The 18767-nt window shown below is 45.4% G+C and carries 19 protein-coding genes and 1 pseudogene; 12 read left to right on the forward strand and 8 right to left on the reverse strand.

The window, feature by feature from the left end:
* Positions 1-13: 13 nt before the first annotated feature.
* Both NBH07_RS07680 and NBH07_RS22585 read right to left on the reverse strand, forming a co-directional pair.
* Entirely contained in the window at positions 14-592 is a 579-nt protein-coding gene (locus tag NBH07_RS07680; RefSeq protein ID WP_009018074.1) for a metallophosphoesterase, read from the reverse strand.
* A gap of 729 nt (positions 593-1321) precedes the next feature.
* Positions 1322-1507: a hypothetical protein gene (locus tag NBH07_RS22585; RefSeq protein WP_307822232.1), complete on the reverse strand. Its 186-nt coding sequence runs from the start codon at positions 1505-1507 to the stop codon at positions 1322-1324.
* Between the two features lie 317 nt (positions 1508-1824).
* Between NBH07_RS22585 and NBH07_RS07685 the strand changes: the two genes are divergently transcribed.
* Positions 1825-2433, forward strand: a complete 609-nt coding sequence (locus tag NBH07_RS07685) for a type 1 glutamine amidotransferase family protein (protein ID WP_009018053.1) — start codon at positions 1825-1827, stop codon at positions 2431-2433.
* A gap of 186 nt (positions 2434-2619) precedes the next feature.
* On the opposite strand, the gene NBH07_RS07690 is transcribed toward NBH07_RS07685, so the two are convergent.
* Both NBH07_RS07690 and NBH07_RS07695 read right to left on the reverse strand, forming a co-directional pair.
* A complete protein-coding gene (locus NBH07_RS07690; protein ID WP_009018052.1) occupies positions 2620-4695 on the reverse strand; it encodes a BT4734/BF3469 family protein in 2076 nt (691 codons plus the stop codon).
* 161 nt (positions 4696-4856) lie between these two features.
* Positions 4857-5297 carry a DUF6078 family protein gene (locus NBH07_RS07695; RefSeq protein ID WP_008773634.1) on the reverse strand — a complete coding sequence of 147 codons (441 nt, stop codon included), beginning with the start codon at positions 5295-5297 and terminating at the stop codon, positions 4857-4859.
* A gap of 543 nt (positions 5298-5840) precedes the next feature.
* Here NBH07_RS07695 and NBH07_RS07700 point away from each other — a divergent pair.
* Positions 5841-6737, forward strand: a complete 897-nt coding sequence (locus tag NBH07_RS07700) for a HEPN domain-containing protein (protein ID WP_008773635.1) — start codon at positions 5841-5843, stop codon at positions 6735-6737.
* Here the strand turns inward: NBH07_RS07700 and NBH07_RS07705 are convergent.
* Entirely contained in the window at positions 6703-7776 is a 1074-nt protein-coding gene (locus NBH07_RS07705) for an alcohol dehydrogenase (RefSeq protein WP_009018050.1), read from the reverse strand. The two genes, NBH07_RS07700 and NBH07_RS07705, sit on opposite strands and share 35 nt — an antisense overlap.
* A 173-nt stretch (positions 7777-7949) precedes the next feature.
* Between NBH07_RS07705 and NBH07_RS07710 the strand changes: the two genes are divergently transcribed.
* Together NBH07_RS07710 and NBH07_RS07715 are read left to right on the forward strand one after the other, a co-directional pair.
* Positions 7950-8492, forward strand: coding sequence for a flavodoxin (locus tag NBH07_RS07710; RefSeq protein WP_009018049.1), 543 nt, complete (start codon positions 7950-7952; stop codon positions 8490-8492).
* Between the two features lie 6 nt (positions 8493-8498).
* A complete protein-coding gene (locus NBH07_RS07715) occupies positions 8499-9059 on the forward strand; it encodes a flavin reductase family protein (protein WP_039848881.1) in 561 nt (186 codons plus the stop codon).
* Between the two features lie 73 nt (positions 9060-9132).
* Here the strand turns inward: NBH07_RS07715 and NBH07_RS07720 are convergent, their stop codons facing one another.
* A complete protein-coding gene (locus NBH07_RS07720) occupies positions 9133-10428 on the reverse strand; it encodes a TIGR01777 family oxidoreductase (protein WP_009018047.1) in 1296 nt (431 codons plus the stop codon).
* Positions 10429-10513: 85 nt separating this feature from the next.
* Here NBH07_RS07720 and NBH07_RS07725 point away from each other — a divergent pair, with 85 nt between their 5' ends.
* From NBH07_RS07725 to NBH07_RS07755, 8 genes and pseudogenes are all read left to right on the forward strand, one after another.
* Positions 10514-11341, forward strand: a complete 828-nt coding sequence (locus NBH07_RS07725) for an SDR family NAD(P)-dependent oxidoreductase (protein ID WP_009018046.1) — start codon at positions 10514-10516, stop codon at positions 11339-11341.
* Positions 11342-11355: 14 nt separating this feature from the next.
* Positions 11356-11913: a GNAT family N-acetyltransferase gene (locus tag NBH07_RS07730; RefSeq protein ID WP_009018045.1), complete on the forward strand. Its 558-nt coding sequence runs from the start codon at positions 11356-11358 to the stop codon at positions 11911-11913.
* Positions 11910-12455, forward strand: coding sequence for a GNAT family N-acetyltransferase (locus NBH07_RS07735; protein ID WP_009018044.1), 546 nt, complete (start codon positions 11910-11912; stop codon positions 12453-12455). Before NBH07_RS07730 ends, NBH07_RS07735 begins: the two co-directional genes overlap by 4 nt.
* A 7-nt stretch (positions 12456-12462) precedes the next feature.
* Positions 12463-12900: pseudogene (locus NBH07_RS22590) on the forward strand (GNAT family N-acetyltransferase); the annotation flags it as partial.
* Positions 12880-13323, forward strand: a complete 444-nt coding sequence (locus tag NBH07_RS22595; protein ID WP_309595811.1) for a GNAT family N-acetyltransferase — start codon at positions 12880-12882, stop codon at positions 13321-13323. The pseudogene NBH07_RS22590 and the gene NBH07_RS22595, both read left to right, overlap by 21 nt.
* 42 nt (positions 13324-13365) lie before the next feature.
* Positions 13366-13878, forward strand: coding sequence for a HEAT-like fold family protein (locus tag NBH07_RS07745; RefSeq protein WP_039848880.1), 513 nt, complete (start codon positions 13366-13368; stop codon positions 13876-13878).
* A 3-nt stretch (positions 13879-13881) separates the two neighbouring features.
* A complete protein-coding gene (locus NBH07_RS07750) occupies positions 13882-15423 on the forward strand; it encodes a family 43 glycosylhydrolase (protein WP_009018041.1) in 1542 nt (513 codons plus the stop codon).
* Positions 15423-17069, forward strand: coding sequence for an RluA family pseudouridine synthase (locus tag NBH07_RS07755; RefSeq protein ID WP_009018040.1), 1647 nt, complete (start codon positions 15423-15425; stop codon positions 17067-17069). Before NBH07_RS07750 ends, NBH07_RS07755 begins: the two co-directional genes overlap by 1 nt.
* Here the strand turns inward: NBH07_RS07755 and NBH07_RS07760 are convergent.
* Entirely contained in the window at positions 17037-17240 is a 204-nt protein-coding gene (locus tag NBH07_RS07760; RefSeq protein ID WP_009018039.1) for a hypothetical protein, read from the reverse strand. The genes NBH07_RS07755 and NBH07_RS07760 overlap by 33 nt on opposite strands.
* Positions 17209-18582 carry an MATE family efflux transporter gene (locus NBH07_RS07765; protein WP_009018038.1) on the reverse strand — a complete coding sequence of 458 codons (1374 nt, stop codon included), beginning with the start codon at positions 18580-18582 and terminating at the stop codon, positions 17209-17211. The genes NBH07_RS07760 and NBH07_RS07765 overlap by 32 nt, the downstream gene beginning before the upstream one ends.
* Between the last annotated feature and the right edge of the window lie 185 nt (positions 18583-18767).

The following is an 18767-nucleotide window of genomic DNA, read 5'->3' on the forward strand; positions in this document are numbered from 1 at the left end:
ATGTATTGTATTCTCATTTCTTTGATAGTTCAACCTGTTTCTCTATGATAGTCTTTACCCGTGCGAATGAAACCGGAGTGAAGTCGTTATTGTCAACTCCCACATCATATTGTGTAGAGAAAAGCATTTGAAGGCGAGGCTTATCTTTTCCGGTGTTATTCCTGCTTGTATGCACATGGCCGAAAAGCTGCCAGGTATCATCGTATGAGCCGCTATAGCAAAGGAATGGGCAATGATTCAGATAAATCTTCTGTTTATCCACCTCGATGTACATTTGCATCGTGATCAGTTCGAAATATTTTGTATAATTCTGCCTCAAGTTCTTCATGTCATGATTACCGGCTATGAGATAGATTTTCCCATTCAACCTTTTGAGTATCTTTGTCCATTCAGCAGAGCCACCAAGACAGAAGTCGCCAAGATGAAATACGATATTATCCGGACCGACCACACGGTTCCAGTTGGCAATAAGTGTTTCATTCATGTGTTCTACATCCTTGAATGGTCTGCTACAGAACCTGATGATATTGGTATGATTGAAGTGGGTATCGGATGTAAAGAACACCCCGCTTCCGTTGAATTTGTAATCCATAATCTTCTTTTTTTATGCACATCACTGCGCTGGTTAATAAAACTGAAGTTTTCAATGCCCATGGACGGAAATGACGGAGTAGAGCGCATAATGCGAACGTCACCAATGGGCAAAAACAAAGCCGTTGAAAAATTTAGTAAGGACTTTTCAACGGCTTCAATTTATCTTTTTAATAGGAATACCTGCATCTAATGTACTCCTACCTGTCTATAAAACGTTCGCTGGAAAGTGTTTTTGAATTTACCGAATGACCCAATGCCTAAAGTATGAACATACGACATACGCTCAAAGCATACTGTGCTTCGACATAATGTGTTTACTAATATGTTCATTCTATTCTGCAGCATTGTAATTTTTTTAATGCTTTTATTCAATTGTGAGTGCAAAAATACTGAATTTTCTTGAGAACCAATCAACTATTCGCTAACTTTTTGATAGCTTTATAACACTATTATTGTCAAACAGACGTGGAGAAATAGAGTACCTATAACCAAGCAACTTTTTCAAATGGTTGAAATAGAATAATTCAGTCAATCCTTCACCGACAATATGAATGACCTGTCTAGTTGCTGTATTCTTTCTAACTTTTCTCATAAGGTTACTTTTCTACTTCTACTCATTGTTTGTAAGATTTTTGAGCCTATAACGGTGTACGGCTCTATTAAACACTTACAAACCATCAAGAACTGTTTTACCTTTCAACATCTTTTCTTTCTTTTCATTAAACATCTAATATTCTGATTCTTTGATAATACGCAAAGTCTCTTGCTTATATCCTTTGCGGTCGTACTCCTCCCCTCTACACATCCAACAACTACATGGAGTTCCCGTAGTTTTATAAACCTGCGCCCATTTATTCTTTGCCAATTCAAACCAATGAGGATGCTCATAACAACTACCATCTTCACGAATAATGCAAAATTACGATAAATATTGGCAATTATATCAGATGGGGTATATTATCATAATAAACAAAGATTGAAATAAAGCAATTCCAATAAAAGCATTACCTTTGTAAACAACAAGCATTCTGTAACATCCATGCAAAAAAGTAACTGCAACAACTGCCCCCTAAGGAAAAAATACGATAAAAGCCCTCAGTCATTAATGGGACGCTTTTGGCGTTGGCACATAAACTTCTGCCCAGGCTGGAAAGGATATTTCAAATCTCTTTCGCCTGACGAGCAAAACGAGATTAGAAAGAAGTATAACTTCGATAAATACAATAAATAATGAAAAAAGAAATTCTATTCGTCTTGTTAAAAGACTTTGCCGATTGGGAAGGAGCTTATATCGCTCCAAACCTCAATGCAGGTGTTGAACCCGGAAGTGAAAGCAAATATATAGTTAAAACCGTATCTGTCAGGAAAGAGCCAGTTGTATCTATCGGAGGATTCAAGGTGCTCCCCGACTATGGAATCAATGACATTCCGGCCGATTATGCAGGAATCGTATTAATAGGTGGCATGAGCTGGTTCACCCCGGAAGCCGAAGCCATTGTTCCTCTGGTAAAAGAGGCCATCGAGAAGAAGAGGCTGGTGGCCGGTATTTGTAACGCCTCCGTTTTTCTTGGTATACACGGTTTCTTGAACCATGTAAATCATACCAGCAACGGATTGGATTACCTCAAACAATTTGCGGGGGTTAATTATACAGGTGAAAATCTTTATATGGATGAACCGGCTGTCAGAGCCGGAAACATTATTACCGCCAACGGATTTGCAACTCTGGAGTTCTGTCGTGAAATACTCTATGCGCTGGAGGCAGACTCTTCCCAAAAGATAGAGAGAAGCTATCGAATGAACAAAACAGGTGTTTGGGAAGATCCAGAAGTGGGATAAATTATTATCGCGGTTTATAGCTGAAAGCTGGGGATGTATCCCATAAGATGTGTATGAATTTAAATAATGCGAAATCATCTACCACATCTACCATTACCCTTAAAAGTCCCTATCTATAAATCACTTATCTAATGGTGGTAGATAATAAAACATCTACCACCAACAACTTACATCTACCACCATTTACTACTTTTCGACCACTAAATACAACCGTCCCCTACTCGCTAACTGCGTCTTAAGCCCTATCTTTTTCAAGAAACGACCAAAGACGGAGACATTGCTCATCGGAAGTTTTACGCCGCTCTTTTTTTGCAGCGATAGGTAGATCTCTCCGGCAGAGATCTTCAAACCTTCCTCCTTATGCGAAGCGGGACGATAATATTGAAAAAACAGATCCTCGAACAAAGGACGTTGTTGAAACGCCTCGTTCGCTTGCATCTGCGAGACCTCTTCCTCATGCGTCAGCCAATAACGCTCGTTATTATTCAAGGCGGCAACCGCTTGCGCATAGAGCTGGAGATAATCGATAGGCTGGGCATTGTCTATCATCCCTTTCACCTCGATACAAATGAAACGGCGGCTGCCGGAAGGATCGCCCAGCAAATCCGTATGGTTGCTCGTAGCGATAAAGGAAGCGTAACGTTTCACCGATTCCACCTGCGTAGCATGAGGCTTGCGCACATTTACGACCGGCTTCTGCAACAGATGCTTCAAGAAGCCTTGATGCCTCGCGCTCACTTGGTCGAACTCATCAATATTGATCAATCCGAAACGAGTAAGATACAGCTCGGCATCCCGCTTCTTGCTGAAATCGATGCTGTCCGTGTAATACTTATTCAAGTCCGGTGGCAACAGGTTGAAGCAGAACGTGGACTTCCCGCATCCCTGCCCGCCCACCAAGAGCGGGGAAAGGCTGTTGCCATGCTGTTTATCACGCCCCTGCCAATGCGCTACCATCGACAGGAACCAAGTGTAAAACAACTGTTCCCACCGTACGTTGTCGCAAGGGATGCGTGCGGCCAGCGGACGGATGCGATCCTTGCCATCCCACACGGGCAAGCGGGTCAAATAGTCCTCGATAGGCGCATAGTCCGGGATGCGATCTGAAAAGACAAAACGCCGTACATCCCTGTCCCATAGCTGCAATCCTTCTTTCTGGGCATTCAAGGCGATACTGTTCAGCACACGATCCGTCACGGGGCGATAGTCAAAACAGAAGGTGTTTTTCTCCCGATATTCCGGTCCGCCAGACATCAGATTGTACCGGAAATCGTAACGGCGGTTCATAAACTCCTCCATTTTCAAGCTCTGTAGTTGCTCCGGCTTGTAAAGGGACGTACAACCAAAGTCCGAATCGGAGGCTAACCGATACGACTGCCTCAAGGTCTCCCGGATCTCCACTTCCGAGATCAGATTCCCCAAATAAAGCATCGTCCACTTCACACAATCCTCCTCTTCTACCCCAGCCGCGAAACAAAGTCTTCCAAGAGTGACCAACAAAGGTTTGAAATCCACCTTTATGCTCAAACTTCCATGTTCCTCCAAAGCCCGCTGCAAAGCGAATTCATATTGGATGGCAACGTAACGGTATTGGTCATAAAGCGTCTGCCCGGCACTCTCTACCAGTACCGGTACCCGTTTTTCGAACCGTTCCTGGTAGGCGCTTTCGTCGGGCATAGCCACAGGCTGCTCCAGATGAATGGAAAGGGCGTCCGGATTGTAATACACATCGGCATCATAACTGAGGCGGCAGCCCATCTCCAGCACCGGACGTTTCAGCTCGATGGGATAAGAAAGGCGAGGCTCATACGTCTTGAGCGCATGTCGGTAAGCGTGCGCATGAAAAACCTCGGCATCCGTACGCGAACGGGGAAGCGACCCGTCGGGATAGGTATAAGCCACCACGAACTTCACGCTCCGTCCGCTAGAGCCGATCATAGCGAACAGTGTCTGCGGATATTCCACTATTTTTTGTTTCAAGGACAAAGCCTCTTCTATGCTCTTCAATCGATTGATCTCCAGTAAAATCCAGCCATTATACTCCTTCAACTCGCCTTTTCGAAAAGTTCCGGCAAAGAGCAACTGAGGTAATTTCCGGGTAAACGGATACCGTTTGTCGGGATAAGCCCGCCTTAATTTCTCTCGAAAGAGCGCAAGCTTATCCCTCGTCCGCTCATCCTTTACCCATGCCACGATCTCCTCCATACGCATCGCCCGTTGCGCGACGGTATGTCGATAGGCTGTTTGCTTGGTTATTTTCATGTCTAATATATTATTTAAGAAGTTGAATGTCTTATGCTTACAGTTTTTCCTATAGAAAAACTAAAGTTTTCCCCTAATAAAACTTTTGTTTCCTCTAGGAGAAACTTTTGTTTTCCCTAAGAGAAACTCTTTGTTCTCCTAAGGGAAACTCTTATCAGCTCTTATCCCTTCGTCCATCGGTAGCCACTCTGCCAAGCATCAAAGACTGGTTCATCCTCTACTCCGTACGCCCGAAAGACCTGACGGATATACTGTTGGTCTTCGGGCGAGAAGGTTCTTTCCTTGCGCTTAAACTGATAAAACTTATTCTTACCGTATGTCATCAACAGACGTTGCTTAATGCGTTTCGCCTCCAGATAAGGTATCTGGTCTAATAGGTGATCCATGCCGACAGCGTATTGCACGGGGGTATCCGCCATGAAAGCCGCACACTTTCCGGTAGGACTGGTACGTGCGGGATTCACGATGCTCACCGCCCAAAGCGTATCGGGGATAAAACGGACAATTTGATGCCGCAAGCAGCGGTTGGCGTTCTTACAATTTTCATTAAAACAATGTACAAAGCCTGTCGGCACCATAGCGTAATCGAGTTTTTCTATCATATCTTTTAGATTTTCAGTATTCCTCAAATATAACACTTTTTTCCTTCACACGAAAAGAAAATTGTATGAAAATCAATAATAAGTGGTAGATATTGAATAATAATTGTAGATGTTTGGAGATCTACAACCTATAGGTAATATTCTTATTTACAGAGAGTACACAATAGAGTGGTAGATATTGTAGATGTTTTTATAAATTCAATGTTACAGGAAACTCATAATACGTAAAAGAACGAGCCAATACAACTTCTTCATCTTTTCACTATCACATAGCAGGATATTTTATATCTTTATTGCCTGTTTATAATCATGATTGGATACATATGGACATAGATTTCGCATCATACATCCGTGGTAGTGAGGGTAACATTCATCATCAATACCCCACAACAGCCAACCGAACAAGTCGACCGAACAAGTACCGAACAAGCTAACCGAACAGTTCAGCGCACCGCTTTTAGCTATCGTAAAGGCTATCGGGACAGAACAATGTTCATTGAAAGTAAAAAGTGATTACAAACAATTTGCATAGATAAACGAAGAATGAAAACATCCATCAATTACCTTCCCGAACAGAAACGGGATGACCTCAGAAGAATTGTAGAGTGCGTACTGGAAGTACTTCCCGATTGCGAGATGATCATTCTCTACGGAAGTTATGCCCGGAATACATACGTTGACTACGACCAACGCATCGAATACGGTATCCGCACCTGTTTTATGAGCGATTATGATATTTTGGTAGTTACCAGTACCCGTTTCCAAAGATATATTATCAATCACATCTTGAGTAAGGCCACCGATAATTACTACAAAGGGAAGAACAGATACGTATCCACCACCGTACAGTTTATAGACGAGAGCATCGACGATCTGAATAAAGCCATCGATAAAAACCGATATTTCTATACTGATATCAAGCGAGAGGGTATCATGCTTTACAACAGCGGTCGTTATAAGCTGGCCCGCCGTCGTAAACTGAACTATCGCGAAATAAAAGAGTTGGCGGAGGAGTATTACAACGACAGGTTTGAACGTGCGAATAGTTTCTTACGTAGTGCCCGATATTCATACAAGGATCAGGATTACAAAATAGCATCGTTCCACCTTCATCAAGCTTGTGAGAATTATTACAACAGCATAATCTTGACTTTTACATTGTATAGTCCCAAAGAGCATAGCCTAATAACGTTATCCGGCAGAGCCAAAACGCATTCCCTAGAGTCATCCGAAGCCTTTCCCCGGGATACGGAAGAGGAGAAACGACTTTTCGACTTGCTGCAGGACGCATACGTTCAAGCTCGTTATAATTTACACTTCCGCGTCACTAAAGAAGATATCGAGGCGCTTATACCCAAAGTAGAACGGCTCCGGGATATCACGCGACAATGTTGCGAGGAGAGAATCAAGGTGTATGCGGCAAAACAAAGACAGGTTTGATGAGATTCCCCTCAATCGCCACCTTTATAACCCCATCCAACCTGTTTTCGAAGATACGGTAAGCCTCCTCAATCTCGCTCAATGGAAACTTATGGGTAATAAGAGGCGTCGTGTCTATCTTACCTTCTTCTATTAGGTTAAGAATCTCGGCGCAATCGCAGCCATCCACCCCACCAGTCTTGAAAGTCAAGTTCTTGCCATACATGTCTGGCAAAGGAAGAAGCTGAGGTTTATCATAGAGGGCTACGATGGTGACAATGGCGTTCGGACGGGCACAATCCCATGCCAAGCGGAAGGTATCCTCACTCCCCGCGACCTCCAATACGACATCCGCACCGCCATGATCGCTGTTACGAAGAACAAATTCCTTACAGTTTTCGGGATCTGTCACCAAGACTTCCGGATAACGCTGGCGAACGAACCGGGCCCTTTCCGGAGACTTCTCGCAAACAATAATACGTCGTGGCTTCTTCAACAACACGCACAACAAAGTACAGATCCCCGTAGGACCAGCGCCAATAATGAAAACCGTATCCTCCTCTGAGATCTCCGAGATGCGGGCAGCCCAAAAACCTGTCGCTAACACATCACCGACCAGCAAAGCCTGCTCATCGCTAACCGTATCTGGGATACGATTCAAGCCTCGATCCGCATAAGGAACCCGGACATACTCCGCCTGCCCCCCATCGATACGACAGCCCAACGCCCAACCGCCATTGGGATCGGTACAATTATTGACATATCCACGCCGGCAGAAGAAACACTCTCCGCAAAAGGTCTCGACATTCACGGTCACCCTGTCACCCGGCTTGACTGCAGTAACATCGGCACCCACCTTTTCCACCACACCAACCATCTCATGCCCAACGGTTATTCCGGGTACCGCACGTGGTACGCTACCGTGTTTGATATGAAGATCGCTAGAACAGATACTACCCAAAGTCACACGTACGATAGCGTCCCATGAATCCTGTATTTCCGGTATCGGTTTCTCCCGCAATTCAAATTTCCCTTGTTCAATATAAGTGTACGCAAGCATGATATTTTCTTCTTTTAGTTAATCGCCTTACAAAGATAAGGATCGTATCGCCAAAAATATCAGATATATCAGTAATTTGGGTACAAACTGTTTCATTTTTCTCTCCTATCTTTATCGCCATAAATACATAGCATTCTCGTAATGAATATAAAAACAACAAAAATTCAAGAAGTATGAAACGAATCGTATTATTCATGGTCATGGTCTCAATGGTATGTATCGCCTCTTATGCGCAAAAGGCTGCCGAAGGGACAAAAGTTTTAGTGGCTTACTTCTCGGCAACGGGAAATACTGAAAAAGCGGCCCAACAAGTCGCATCTATTGTCAGCGGTGATCTTCACAAGATCCAACCTGAGAAAAGCTATACCTCCGCCGATCTGAACTGGCGGGATAAATCCTCACGCAGCAGCGTAGAGATGGACGATCCTACATCACGACCGGCCATTATCGATGATTTGAAGAACCTAGCGGAGTATGACACCGTTTACCTAGGATTTCCCATCTGGTGGAATCAAGCCCCAAGACTCATCAACACCTTTTTGGAAAAATACAATCTCTCGGGTAAAACCGTTATCCCATTCGCCACATCAGGCAGCAGCAGTATCTCGAACGCAGAGAGCGAATTGCGGAAAGCCTATCCGGATGTGAACTGGCAAAAAGGGAAGTTGATGAACGGAGTGACAGAAGAAGATATCAAGAATTGGACTAAAAAATAAATGATTATGAGAAAGAATTTTGGAGCGAAGCCTTTAAGCTATCCGCAACCCGTATTTATTATCGCCACGTATGGAGAAGATGGAACTCCCGATGCGATGAACGCCGCTTGGGGCGGTATCAGTGAGATGAATGAGATCAGCATGTGTCTTAGCGCCGGTCACAAGACAGTTAAGAATATCCTGAAGCGTAGAGCTTTCACGGTAAGCATGGCAGATGCCGATCATGTCGTAGCTTGTGATTATGTAGGTATCGTGTCGGGCAATAAAGTTACCGACAAGTTTGCCAAAGCAGGATTTCACGCTACAAAATCGGACTTCGTAGATGCTCCGTTGATCGACGAATTGGCCGTGGCTATCGAATGTAAATTGAAAGATTACGATCCGGATACTTGCATACTCCGTGGCGAGATCGTAAATGTCAGTGTTGACGAGCGTGTACTTGATGAGAACGGCAAGGTGAATGTAGCTAAAGCCGCTCCCATCATCTTTGATCCATTCAACAACGACTATTTGAGAGTGGGCGAAAAGGTAGGAAATGCCTTTGCTGATGGAAAACAATTGAAATAAATGACAGGGTAATAACAATTAGTATTGATAGTAGCCTAGATTACTATCAATACTAATTTTGGAAACTATGTAATCAAATTCTGTTATAAACCAATTTAGAGATATCATATCCTCGTTTCATTATCTTGCCGAGCAAATCTTCCATAACCGCTTCCGGCAAGGATTTATCACGACTCAAAATCCAGAGATACTTGTCAGAACTGCTTCCTACCACAACATACTGATAATGTTCGTCGAGTTCGAAGATATAATAATCTGAATAGAACCATAAAAAGAAAGCGACTTTCAATTTACCCGGGCTATTTTCCGGTTCCGGCTGTTTCGCCCGGCCTACTGCTTTTTTATGGATTCCATCTTTAAACCCCTCGTTTTCCACACGGATTCTTCCATCCGATCGCAATGTATAAGTAGCCGTAACATCCGTCATACCTTTCTCGAAATGATTCTCGTAACGGGCGATCTCATACCACCGTCCCATATACCGGCGGACATCCAGTGCCTGCACGGTACGATGATCTGTTATATTCATAAGCTTTTCTATTGTCGGATAATCATATGTAAAACCAGACTCCAATAATTTCGTAGGATGAACCGTTTGCCCCTCCGTTACAAACGAGGCTCCTTCACCGAACATCAGTCGGAAAATGAATGTAGGCAAAGGCATAACCCAACGGGTTCCATCCGCTCTCGCCAGCGCATATGCCAGTTGCTTTTGGGTGATACATTGCGGAGAGACAAGATTGACCACTCCTCTCAACGTACTATTTTGTATCATAAAATCAAAAGAGCGGCACAAATCATGCACGCTGATCCACGGAAAACTCTGTTGGCCATCGCCTATCACCACACCTATCCGGGAGAGACGTTGCAATTGAAGCATCTGTCTCAATGCCCCGCCATCCTCCGAGAGTACGACCCCGAACCGGGCAATCACAAGCCGCACATCCGGCAAACACGCCCGCGCTTCCTTTTCCCATGCGCCACATAACCGGGCCAAGAAATCCTCACCTTGCCGATTGTTATATTCGTCATATTCTCCGGATGTGGGATAATAGCCTACGGCAGAAGTTGATATAAACAACTTTGGGAAAATATCCCGGGTATTTATGGCATTTACCAACTGATGGGTTGTCCGGATTCTACTATCATATAATTCTTGTTTATACACTTTTGTCCAGCGCTTATTGATGGAAGCACCCGCCAGATTAATGACCACATCACACGATTCCACACGATGGCAAAGCTCATCGAAATTCTCCTCCTTAAACAGGTTCCTTCCTAAAGGAACCACCTCATCACCCTTTTCCGTAAAAAAAAGAGTAAGATGCTGGCCTATGTATCCACTCGCACCGCTGATCGCTATTTTCATGATTCTAAATGATCTTTACCTTATAAACAAGCGCACAACCTATTTAGTTAAACACTATATTTGTTCTTTCAACTAATAATGGATCATGGCAGACAACTATTTGGAAAAAAAATACGAGCAATATCAAGCCCGGAAAATCTCCGGGACAAGAACCAGTCACAATACGAAGACACTCCATAAAACAAGAAGAGTCTTCATTACCGGTGGGGCCGAGGGGATCGGAAAAGCCATCGTGAGAACGTTCAGGGGAGCTGGCCATCGAGTAGCGTTCTGTGATAAAAACGAAGCATCAGGAAAAGAGACTGCGTTACAAACCGGAACTCAATTCTTTCCCGTGGACGTTAGCGATAAGACCGCATTGGAGAATTGCCTGCAAAAGATCATCGAGGAATGGGGCGATATCGATATCATCATCAATAACGCGGGTATCAGCCAGTTCTCATCCATCACGGAAACGAGTGTAGAGGATTTTGATAAGATATTATCCATAAACCTACGTCCTGCGTTCATCACTTCCCGGCGATTAGCGCTCCATCGGCAATCTCTCGATACCCCCAATCCATACGGCAGGATTATCAACATTTGCTCTACCCGTTACTTGATGAGTGAACCCGGTAGCGAGGGTTACGCCGCCTCTAAAGGAGGTATCTATTCTTTGACGCATGCGTTGGCCTTATCGCTCTCGGAATGGCATATCACGGTAAACTCTATCGCTCCCGGTTGGATACAGAATAACAATTACGACCAGCTTCGTCCGGAGGATCATGCTCAACATCCGTCCGGAAGGGTGGGAAAGCCGGAGGATATCGCCCGTATGTGCTTATTTCTTTGTCAAGAGGAAAACGATTTCATTAATGGCGAGAATATTACGATTGACGGTGGGATGACCAAGAAAATGATCTATCTCGACTAAATAAACATCCGTATATGACACAAACATCGAATATAGAAACCAACCGTCTTGTGCTCCGTCTTTTCAGCGAAAGCGATGCTCCTGATGTTTTTGAGAGCTGTAAGAATCCAAACCTAGGCAATAACGCAGGATGGAAACCTCTCGAAACGATCGAAGAGACTATTGATGTACTAAATACCATATTTATCGGAAAAGAAGGGGTTTGGGCTATCGTATCAAAAGAGACTCAACAAGTCATTGGCTCCATTGGCATCATTCCTGATCCCAAAAGAGAAAACCCACATGCTCGCATGCTGGGTTATTGGCTAAAAGAAGAGTGTTGGGGACAAGGCTTCATGACAGAAGCAGTGCAATCCGTATTGAATTACGGATTTACTCAAATGGATTTACATTTGATCACGGCAAATTGTTATCCTCACAATCAACGCTCACAACGTGTATTAGAGAAGAATGGATTCGTATACGAAGGACGGCTTCATCAAGCAGAACTAATGCATACTGGACAAATAGAGGATCATTTGTGCTATTATCTTGACCATCATTCCTTTTCAAACAAAAACAATAGTTTATGATAGTTGTAACAAAAGATTTATATACGCTCAGGAGTTGGGAAGGTCAAGATACGGAATCCTTAACCTTGCACCTTAATAACAAGAAGATCTGGGATAACTGTCGGGATGGATTGCCTCATCCTTATACAAAAGAAAATGCCCGCTGCTTCATCAGCCAAGCACGAGAAAAAACTGAAATATCGGATTTCTGCATTGTGGTTCATGGTGAGGCAATCGGCAATATAGGTTTTGTGAGAGGAGCGGATGTGGAACGTTTCAATGCGGAAGTCGGTTATTGGATCAGTGAGAGATATTGGAACCAAGGGATTACCTCTGAAGCGTTAGCCGATGCGATCCAGTATTATTTTGAGCATACGGAGGTTATTCGTATATTCGCCACGGTGTATGAATATAATCTGGCATCCATGCGGGTATTAGAGAAAGTGGGATTCAAGAAGACTGGCATCTTCCGAAAAGCTTGTTACAAAAACGGGCGATTCATCGATGCGCATCATTTTGAGATCGTAGCGGATGAGAAATTAGTTGGCAACAAAGACTTATAATCCATTTATGCAAATAAGACAATTACAGGTAAACGAATACGATAGGGCATTAACCTTGTCTTTGGACGTGTTCATCCAATGTGGCAAGAATGACTTCGACGAAGAGGGATTGGAAACCTTCAAGAGTTTCATTTACAATAAGGATCTGGTAAATGAGCTAACCATTTACGGAGCATTCGAGGGTGAGTCATTAATAGGTCTAATCGCGACAAAAAATGAAGGAAAGCATATTTCCTTATTCTTCATCACGCCTATGTATCATGGAAAAGGTATCGGCAAACGATTATTCGAGGCCGCTATCCAAGATAAGCCAGTCTCGGAAATGACAGTCAATTCCTCTTCCTATGCAATCCCAATCTACCGGAAATTCGGGTTCGAACCAATCTGCGAAGAACAAACTACACATGGGATGAAGTACACCCCGATGAAGCGAACGATAACCCGTCCCTCCTTCGAGGACTTCAATGAGCTTCTTCTGCTTTGGGAAGCGTCCGTACGTAGTACCCATCATTTCCTAAAAGAAGAGGATATCTTATTTTATAAAGAACTTGTTCCCGGATATTTCCCATTGGTAGAACTTCATATCATCCGAAATGAGCGAGGAAAGATCGCCGCCTTCATGGGCTTAAGCGATGAGCTTATCGAGATGCTTTTCGTACATCCGGAAGAGCAAGGCAAAGGATTAGGTAAACGACTTATCCAATTCGCCTTGCAAGAGACACCCATCCGAAAAGTCGACGTAAATGAGCAAAACACAACCGCACTTCATTTCTATCAGCATCTGGGATTCCAAGTGATAGGAAGAGACGAGACAGATTCCTCCAACAAGCCATTCCCGATACTTCATCTTCAAGCTACACTTCCTTAAAAATTTAAGGGAATGATCTTAACACAACAACAAAGATTGAGAATGGACCTAAAAGAGAGACTATCAAGCCGCTGTCATATAGAGGATATCCATGAGATATTATTTTATGTACAAGGGAACCAAGAACGGAAAGCAGAGCTATACGATCTGATATTCGATCCGGATGATGCCGTTAGTTATCAAGCGTTATGGGTCTGTAGCCATTTCTCGACCAAGGAAAACGAATGGCTATATGATAAACAGGATGAGCTGATAAATGAGGTGCTTAACTGTGAGCACTCCGGAAAGCGACGCATTCTCTTGAACTTGCTTGTACGACAGCCCCAGGCGAATCCCCCACGGGTAGATTTCCTAAACTTCTGCCTGGACCGGATGCTTTCAGCGAAGGAATTACCCGGTGTGCAAACGCTTTGCATGAAACTGGGATATGAGTTATGCCGTCCCATTCCAGAGCTATTACAGGAATATAAGACACTACTCGATCTGGCGGAACCCGATTTACTACAAATCTCTTTGCGAACCGTACGTAAGAACATCTTAAAAAAAATACGATAAAACATGAGAAAGATTTTCACACTATTCTTCTGTGCCGCCTCCTTGGCCACAGGACTAGCGCAACAAGAATCCTATTTTACCAATCCCGTGATCCACGGTGACGTAGCCGATCCTTCCATTATCCGGATCGACCAGACTTACTATATCACTGGCACCTCCTCGGAATGGGCCCCTTATTATCCGGTTTTCACCTCTACCGATTTGGTGAACTGGCAGCAAACCGGACATGTATTCGACGAGAAGCCGGAATGGACTAAATCCTCATTCTGGGCTCCGGAATGGTATCAGCATAAAGGGAAGGTATATGTCTATTATACGGCCCGGAAGCAATCGGATAACATCTCGTGCATCGGTGTCGCCGTGGCGGATTCACCTACGGGCAAGTTCAAGGATTACGGCCCGGTGGTAGAGTTTGGGAAGGAAGCGATAGACGCATTTATCTTGGAGGACAAAGGCAAACTTTACATCAGTTGGAAGGCTTATGGATTGGATAACCAACCCATAGAGTTATTGGCCTGTAAGTTGACGGACGATGGGCTTCGCCTAGACGGAAAGCCTTTCAGCCTGCTGCGTGACGATGAGCGTCAAGGTATGGAAGGTCAGCATTGGTTCAAGAAAGACGGATATTACTATATCATCTACTCCGTGAGAGGCTGTTGCGGCCCGCAGAGCGATTACGCCGTATCCGTGGCTCGCTCGAAGAAGCTGGAGGGTCCTTACGAGAAATACCAAGGAAACCCGATCTTGCACGGAAGCAAGGAGGTTCTCTCCATCGGTCACGGAACGATTACGACAACACCGGACGGACGCATGTATTACTTATGCCACGCTTACCAGCCGGGAAGCGGCTTCTACCAAGGTCGCCAACCTTATCTGCAAGAGGTGAGAATGGGCGAGGATCATTGGCCTCACTTCGTAACCGGGGAATATGCGAGCCGCACGCAACCCATGCCATTTGCCGAGTCCGCACAAGTGCCGGTATTCGATTTCTCGGATGATTTCACCGGTGCTACCTTGCGTCCCGAATGGAGTTGGAACTATCCTTACACGGATGTCAAGACCGAGATCAAGAACGGTAAACTATCTCTATCCGGAACACCGAAACCCGGCGTAAAGACCGGAGCGGCACTTTGTTTACGCCCAACCTCCCCGGATTACACGTTGGAAACAGCGATCGTAAACCGGAATGACAGTTGGAAAGGAATCACGATGTACGGAGACGCAAATAACCTAATCACCTGCGGATGCGTAGGAGACCGTTTGATATTGAAATATATCCTAGAGGGGAAAGAACATCCATTGGCCGATCTTCCTCTTCCCGCCTCGCCTTTATATCTACGGATGAAAGTGACCGACGGTACGCATAGCACGTTCTACTGGAGTAAGGACGGACAAGTATGGAACGAGATCGTCGGCGAAGCTCTCTCCGCGAAAGAGACCCGGTCGTTGATCCAATGGGATCGTATCTCCCGTCCGGGATTGTATCAAGAGGGAGATCCTACGGCATCGGCCATTTACGCTTATTGTCTATTAAAAAATGAATGATGGAATCTAAGTTTCACACGTTTGCCCAGCCGATACAATCGATCCCCTTACCGGAACGATTCACGTATCCTTTTCACTATACACCGCATCCTCTATGCGTAATAGCGGCTGAGGAGACGCAGGCATACCTGAAAGAACGAACCGAATGGCGGGAAGAGTTACAAACCGGAAAAATGTTCGGCGTATTGGTGGTTCGTACTCCCGCCGGAGAGGTCGGCTATCTGGCCGCGTTCTCCGGTAACCTAGCGGGGAAGAATGTACATCCTTTCTTCGTCCCCCCGATCTATGACCTATTACAACCGGATGGTTTCTTCCGGCAAGAGGAGGAGCGGATCAATGAGATCAATGCCCGTATCCGAACCCTGCAAGCCTCTCCAGCTCTCGAAGACGCACGGTCGAGGTTACAAAGCACGATCGAATACTGCGATTTCGTATTACAGGCCGCAAAAGACTTGATGAAAAAGAGGAAAGAGGAGCGCGACCGACTTCGGCAGTTCCCTCTCACGGAAGAAGAGACCGCACTTCTTATTAAAGAGAGCCAACACATGAAAGCCGCTCACAAGCTAACCAAGAAATCATTGCGGTCTATACTGGAGGAGGATCAAGCCAAGGTGGATCGGCTTGAGCAGGAGATCGAGCAACTGAAGCAAGAACGCAAGCGACGGTCGGCGGCCTTGCAACGCAAGTTGTTCGAACAATTCCGAATCCTGAACGCCCGGGGCGAGGTGAAGGACTTATGCGAATTGTTCGCCCCTACCTACCAAGGTGCGCCGCCTGCCGGAGCGGGTGAGTGCGCCGCCCCTAAACTCTTGCAATACGCCTACCAGCATCAGTTGGAACCGATTGCCATGGCTGAGTTCTGGTGGGGCGATTCTCCCAAGACGGAGATTCGGCACCATGGATATTATTATCCGGCTTGCAAAGGAAAATGCGAGCCGATCCTCCATCATATGCTACAGGGATTGCGGGTAGATGAAAATCCGTTATTGGCGGACTCTCACCGGGAGACGAAGCTGGATATCCTTTATGAGGACGACTATTTGTTGGTCATCAATAAACCGGAAGGTATGCTCTCCGTCCCCGGCAAGGGAGATGTGGACTCCGTCTATCAAAGGCTATCGATCCTTTATCCGGAAGCCACCGGCCCAATTATCGTACATCGCTTGGATATGGCGACATCCGGCTTGCTACTCGCCGCCAAGACCAAAGAAGCGCATCAGAACCTGCAAGCCCAATTCAAGAACCGAACCATCCAGAAAAGGTATATCGCCTTATTAGAGGGCGAAGTTCCCCAAGATGAGGGCGAGATCCGTCTCCCGCTATGTCCCGATCCTTTGGACAGACCCCAGCAAATCGTAAGCGAAGAATTCGGGAAACCTGCCTTTACACGCTACCGGGTATTGGAACGGACTTCCGGAAAAACCCTTATCGCCTTTTATCCCCAAACCGGACGTACCCACCAGCTACGGGTACACGCCGCCCATCCCCTAGGTCTTCATTGCCCCATCCTTGGCGACGAGCTTTACGGACGAAAGGCGGAACGGCTCTATCTGCACGCTGAATATCTAGCATTCACGCATCCTATCACTTCCGAGAGGATAGAGATACAAAAATCACCGGCATTTCCTAGGTGCTCCATGCCATGAGCATCCTAGGCAAAATACCTCTGTCAAGTCAAATCCGGACAGATCCGCGGCAGGGTCTTTGGGAACGACCTCCCCATTCTCGTAAACATACACTAAAAGACGTTCCCCAGCCGCATTCTTTACATACATAGAAGGGATATCACACTGCGGACACCGATACTTTCTCATCATCTAATCTTTTCTTTATCTTTTTATAAACATACAAAAACGCAGGTATCAAGAATAAGTCAGCGGCAACCCAAGCCAACGGATCACCGAAACAAACGCCTAAGAACCCAAAAGCGGGAACCGCATACAAGCTCACCAAGATACGTGCGATCATCTCTGAAACACCCGAGAGCATCGCAAGGTTGCTAAAACCTACCCCTTGTATCGCGTAACGCAAGATACACAGTAGCCCGACAGCCGGGAAGAACCAGCAAGAAATATGCAAAAACTGCTCCGTATAGTCCAGTATTTCGACCTCAGATGGAGCCACAAACAACAAGGCCAGCCAACGAGACCCCAGCATCAAGATCATCCATGTAGCAGCGGCATACGTAAGCATCATCAACGCACTTACCTTAATTCCCTGCAAAATACGCTCCGGCTTTCCCGCCCCATAATTCTGTCCACAATACGTAGCCATGGCGATACCCAAACTCTCAAAAGCGCAAATGAAGAACATCTTGATACGGGCGGCGGAAGTAAAGGCAGCGACACAGGCCGTGCCCAAGGCGTTATTGGCGCTCTGCAACATGATACTGCCAATAGCGGTAATAGAAAATTGTAATCCCATCGGAACCCCCATCGCCAATAAGGTACGGGCCAGCCCGGCATGAAACCTTCGATCCTCGGAAGAAGTAGCCCGTAAGATCGGAAATTTCCGAAGCATATATAAATAACATAAAATGGCGGAAAGCCCTTGCGAGAAAACCGTAGCGATAGCCGCTCCCATCACGCCCCATCCTAGTACCAAGATGCAGAATAAATCCAAGAAAACATTCAAGACCGTAGAGAACAGCAAGAACCAGAACGGAGTCTTGCTATCTCCCAAAGCCCGCATGATACTTGCCAACAAATTATAGAAGAATGTACAAGGAATACCGATAAAAGTAACAAACAAATAATCATAGGCCCCATCGAAGATATTCCCGGGTGTCTGCATCCCCCGCAAGATATCCCGGCAATAGAAACCGGAGACAGCGGCGATCACCACGGACATTACCGTAGCCAATTGCAACCCCACCGCCACGTAACGGCGCATCGTCGCATAATCCCTCGCCCCGAACTTCTGAGCTACCGGGATGCCAAAACCAGCGCAACATCCGTTACAGAATCCCAGAATCAAGAAAATCACCGAGGTACTGGCTCCTACGGCAGCCAGCGAATTAATACCTAGAAATTTACCAACGATAGCGGCATCGATCAAAGAATAAGTCTGCTGAAGCAGATTCCCTAATAACAATGGCATCGTGAAACTGAATAGAAGAGGGAATACAGCACCCCTCGTCATCTCTTTTGAGTTTGCCATACATCTAAATTAAAAGGATAAACAAAGAGGATAGAAAAACTGATTAGTCATCGCAAAGGTAACAACCCTAAGGTAAAACGCAACTCTCTCCATCATTATTTCAAACCGGAATTCACATAAAATAACAATGCCCATCGTAAGGTCTTTACAATGGGCATCGTAAGGTGCTTAGAATGCCTATTGTA

Origin of the sequence: Parabacteroides sp. B2-S-102 (assembly GCF_023656665.1) — a bacterium.
In the GTDB taxonomy this organism is placed as follows: domain Bacteria; phylum Bacteroidota; class Bacteroidia; order Bacteroidales; family Tannerellaceae; genus Parabacteroides; species Parabacteroides distasonis.

What these genes read in the sequence shown, in the direction of transcription:
- NBH07_RS07700 (WP_008773635.1), top strand. Translation starts at nt 5,841, where the DNA reads ATGAAAACATCCATCAATTACCTTCCCGAACAGAAACGGGATGACCTC.
- NBH07_RS07765 (WP_009018038.1), bottom strand. Translation starts at nt 18,582, where the DNA reads ATGGCAAACTCAAAAGAGATGACGAGGGGTGCTGTATTCCCTCTTCTA.
- NBH07_RS07680 (WP_009018074.1), bottom strand. Translation starts at nt 592, where the DNA reads ATGGATTACAAATTCAACGGAAGCGGGGTGTTCTTTACATCCGATACC.
- NBH07_RS07745 (WP_039848880.1), top strand. Translation starts at nt 13,366, where the DNA reads ATGGACCTAAAAGAGAGACTATCAAGCCGCTGTCATATAGAGGATATC.
- NBH07_RS07725 (WP_009018046.1), top strand. Translation starts at nt 10,514, where the DNA reads ATGGCAGACAACTATTTGGAAAAAAAATACGAGCAATATCAAGCCCGG.
- NBH07_RS07735 (WP_009018044.1), top strand. Translation starts at nt 11,910, where the DNA reads ATGATAGTTGTAACAAAAGATTTATATACGCTCAGGAGTTGGGAAGGT.
- NBH07_RS07690 (WP_009018052.1), bottom strand. Translation starts at nt 4,695, where the DNA reads ATGAAAATAACCAAGCAAACAGCCTATCGACATACCGTCGCGCAACGG.
- NBH07_RS07730 (WP_009018045.1), top strand. Translation starts at nt 11,356, where the DNA reads ATGACACAAACATCGAATATAGAAACCAACCGTCTTGTGCTCCGTCTT.
- NBH07_RS07760 (WP_009018039.1), bottom strand. Translation starts at nt 17,240, where the DNA reads ATGATGAGAAAGTATCGGTGTCCGCAGTGTGATATCCCTTCTATGTAT.
- NBH07_RS07695 (WP_008773634.1), bottom strand. Translation starts at nt 5,297, where the DNA reads ATGATAGAAAAACTCGATTACGCTATGGTGCCGACAGGCTTTGTACAT.
- NBH07_RS07750 (WP_009018041.1), top strand. Translation starts at nt 13,882, where the DNA reads ATGAGAAAGATTTTCACACTATTCTTCTGTGCCGCCTCCTTGGCCACA.
- NBH07_RS07720 (WP_009018047.1), bottom strand. Translation starts at nt 10,428, where the DNA reads ATGAAAATAGCGATCAGCGGTGCGAGTGGATACATAGGCCAGCATCTT.
- NBH07_RS07715 (WP_039848881.1), top strand. Translation starts at nt 8,499, where the DNA reads ATGAGAAAGAATTTTGGAGCGAAGCCTTTAAGCTATCCGCAACCCGTA.
- NBH07_RS22595 (WP_309595811.1), top strand. Translation starts at nt 12,880, where the DNA reads ATGAAGCGAACGATAACCCGTCCCTCCTTCGAGGACTTCAATGAGCTT.
- NBH07_RS07705 (WP_009018050.1), bottom strand. Translation starts at nt 7,776, where the DNA reads ATGCTTGCGTACACTTATATTGAACAAGGGAAATTTGAATTGCGGGAG.
- NBH07_RS07710 (WP_009018049.1), top strand. Translation starts at nt 7,950, where the DNA reads ATGAAACGAATCGTATTATTCATGGTCATGGTCTCAATGGTATGTATC.
- NBH07_RS07755 (WP_009018040.1), top strand. Translation starts at nt 15,423, where the DNA reads ATGGAATCTAAGTTTCACACGTTTGCCCAGCCGATACAATCGATCCCC.
- NBH07_RS07685 (WP_009018053.1), top strand. Translation starts at nt 1,825, where the DNA reads ATGAAAAAAGAAATTCTATTCGTCTTGTTAAAAGACTTTGCCGATTGG.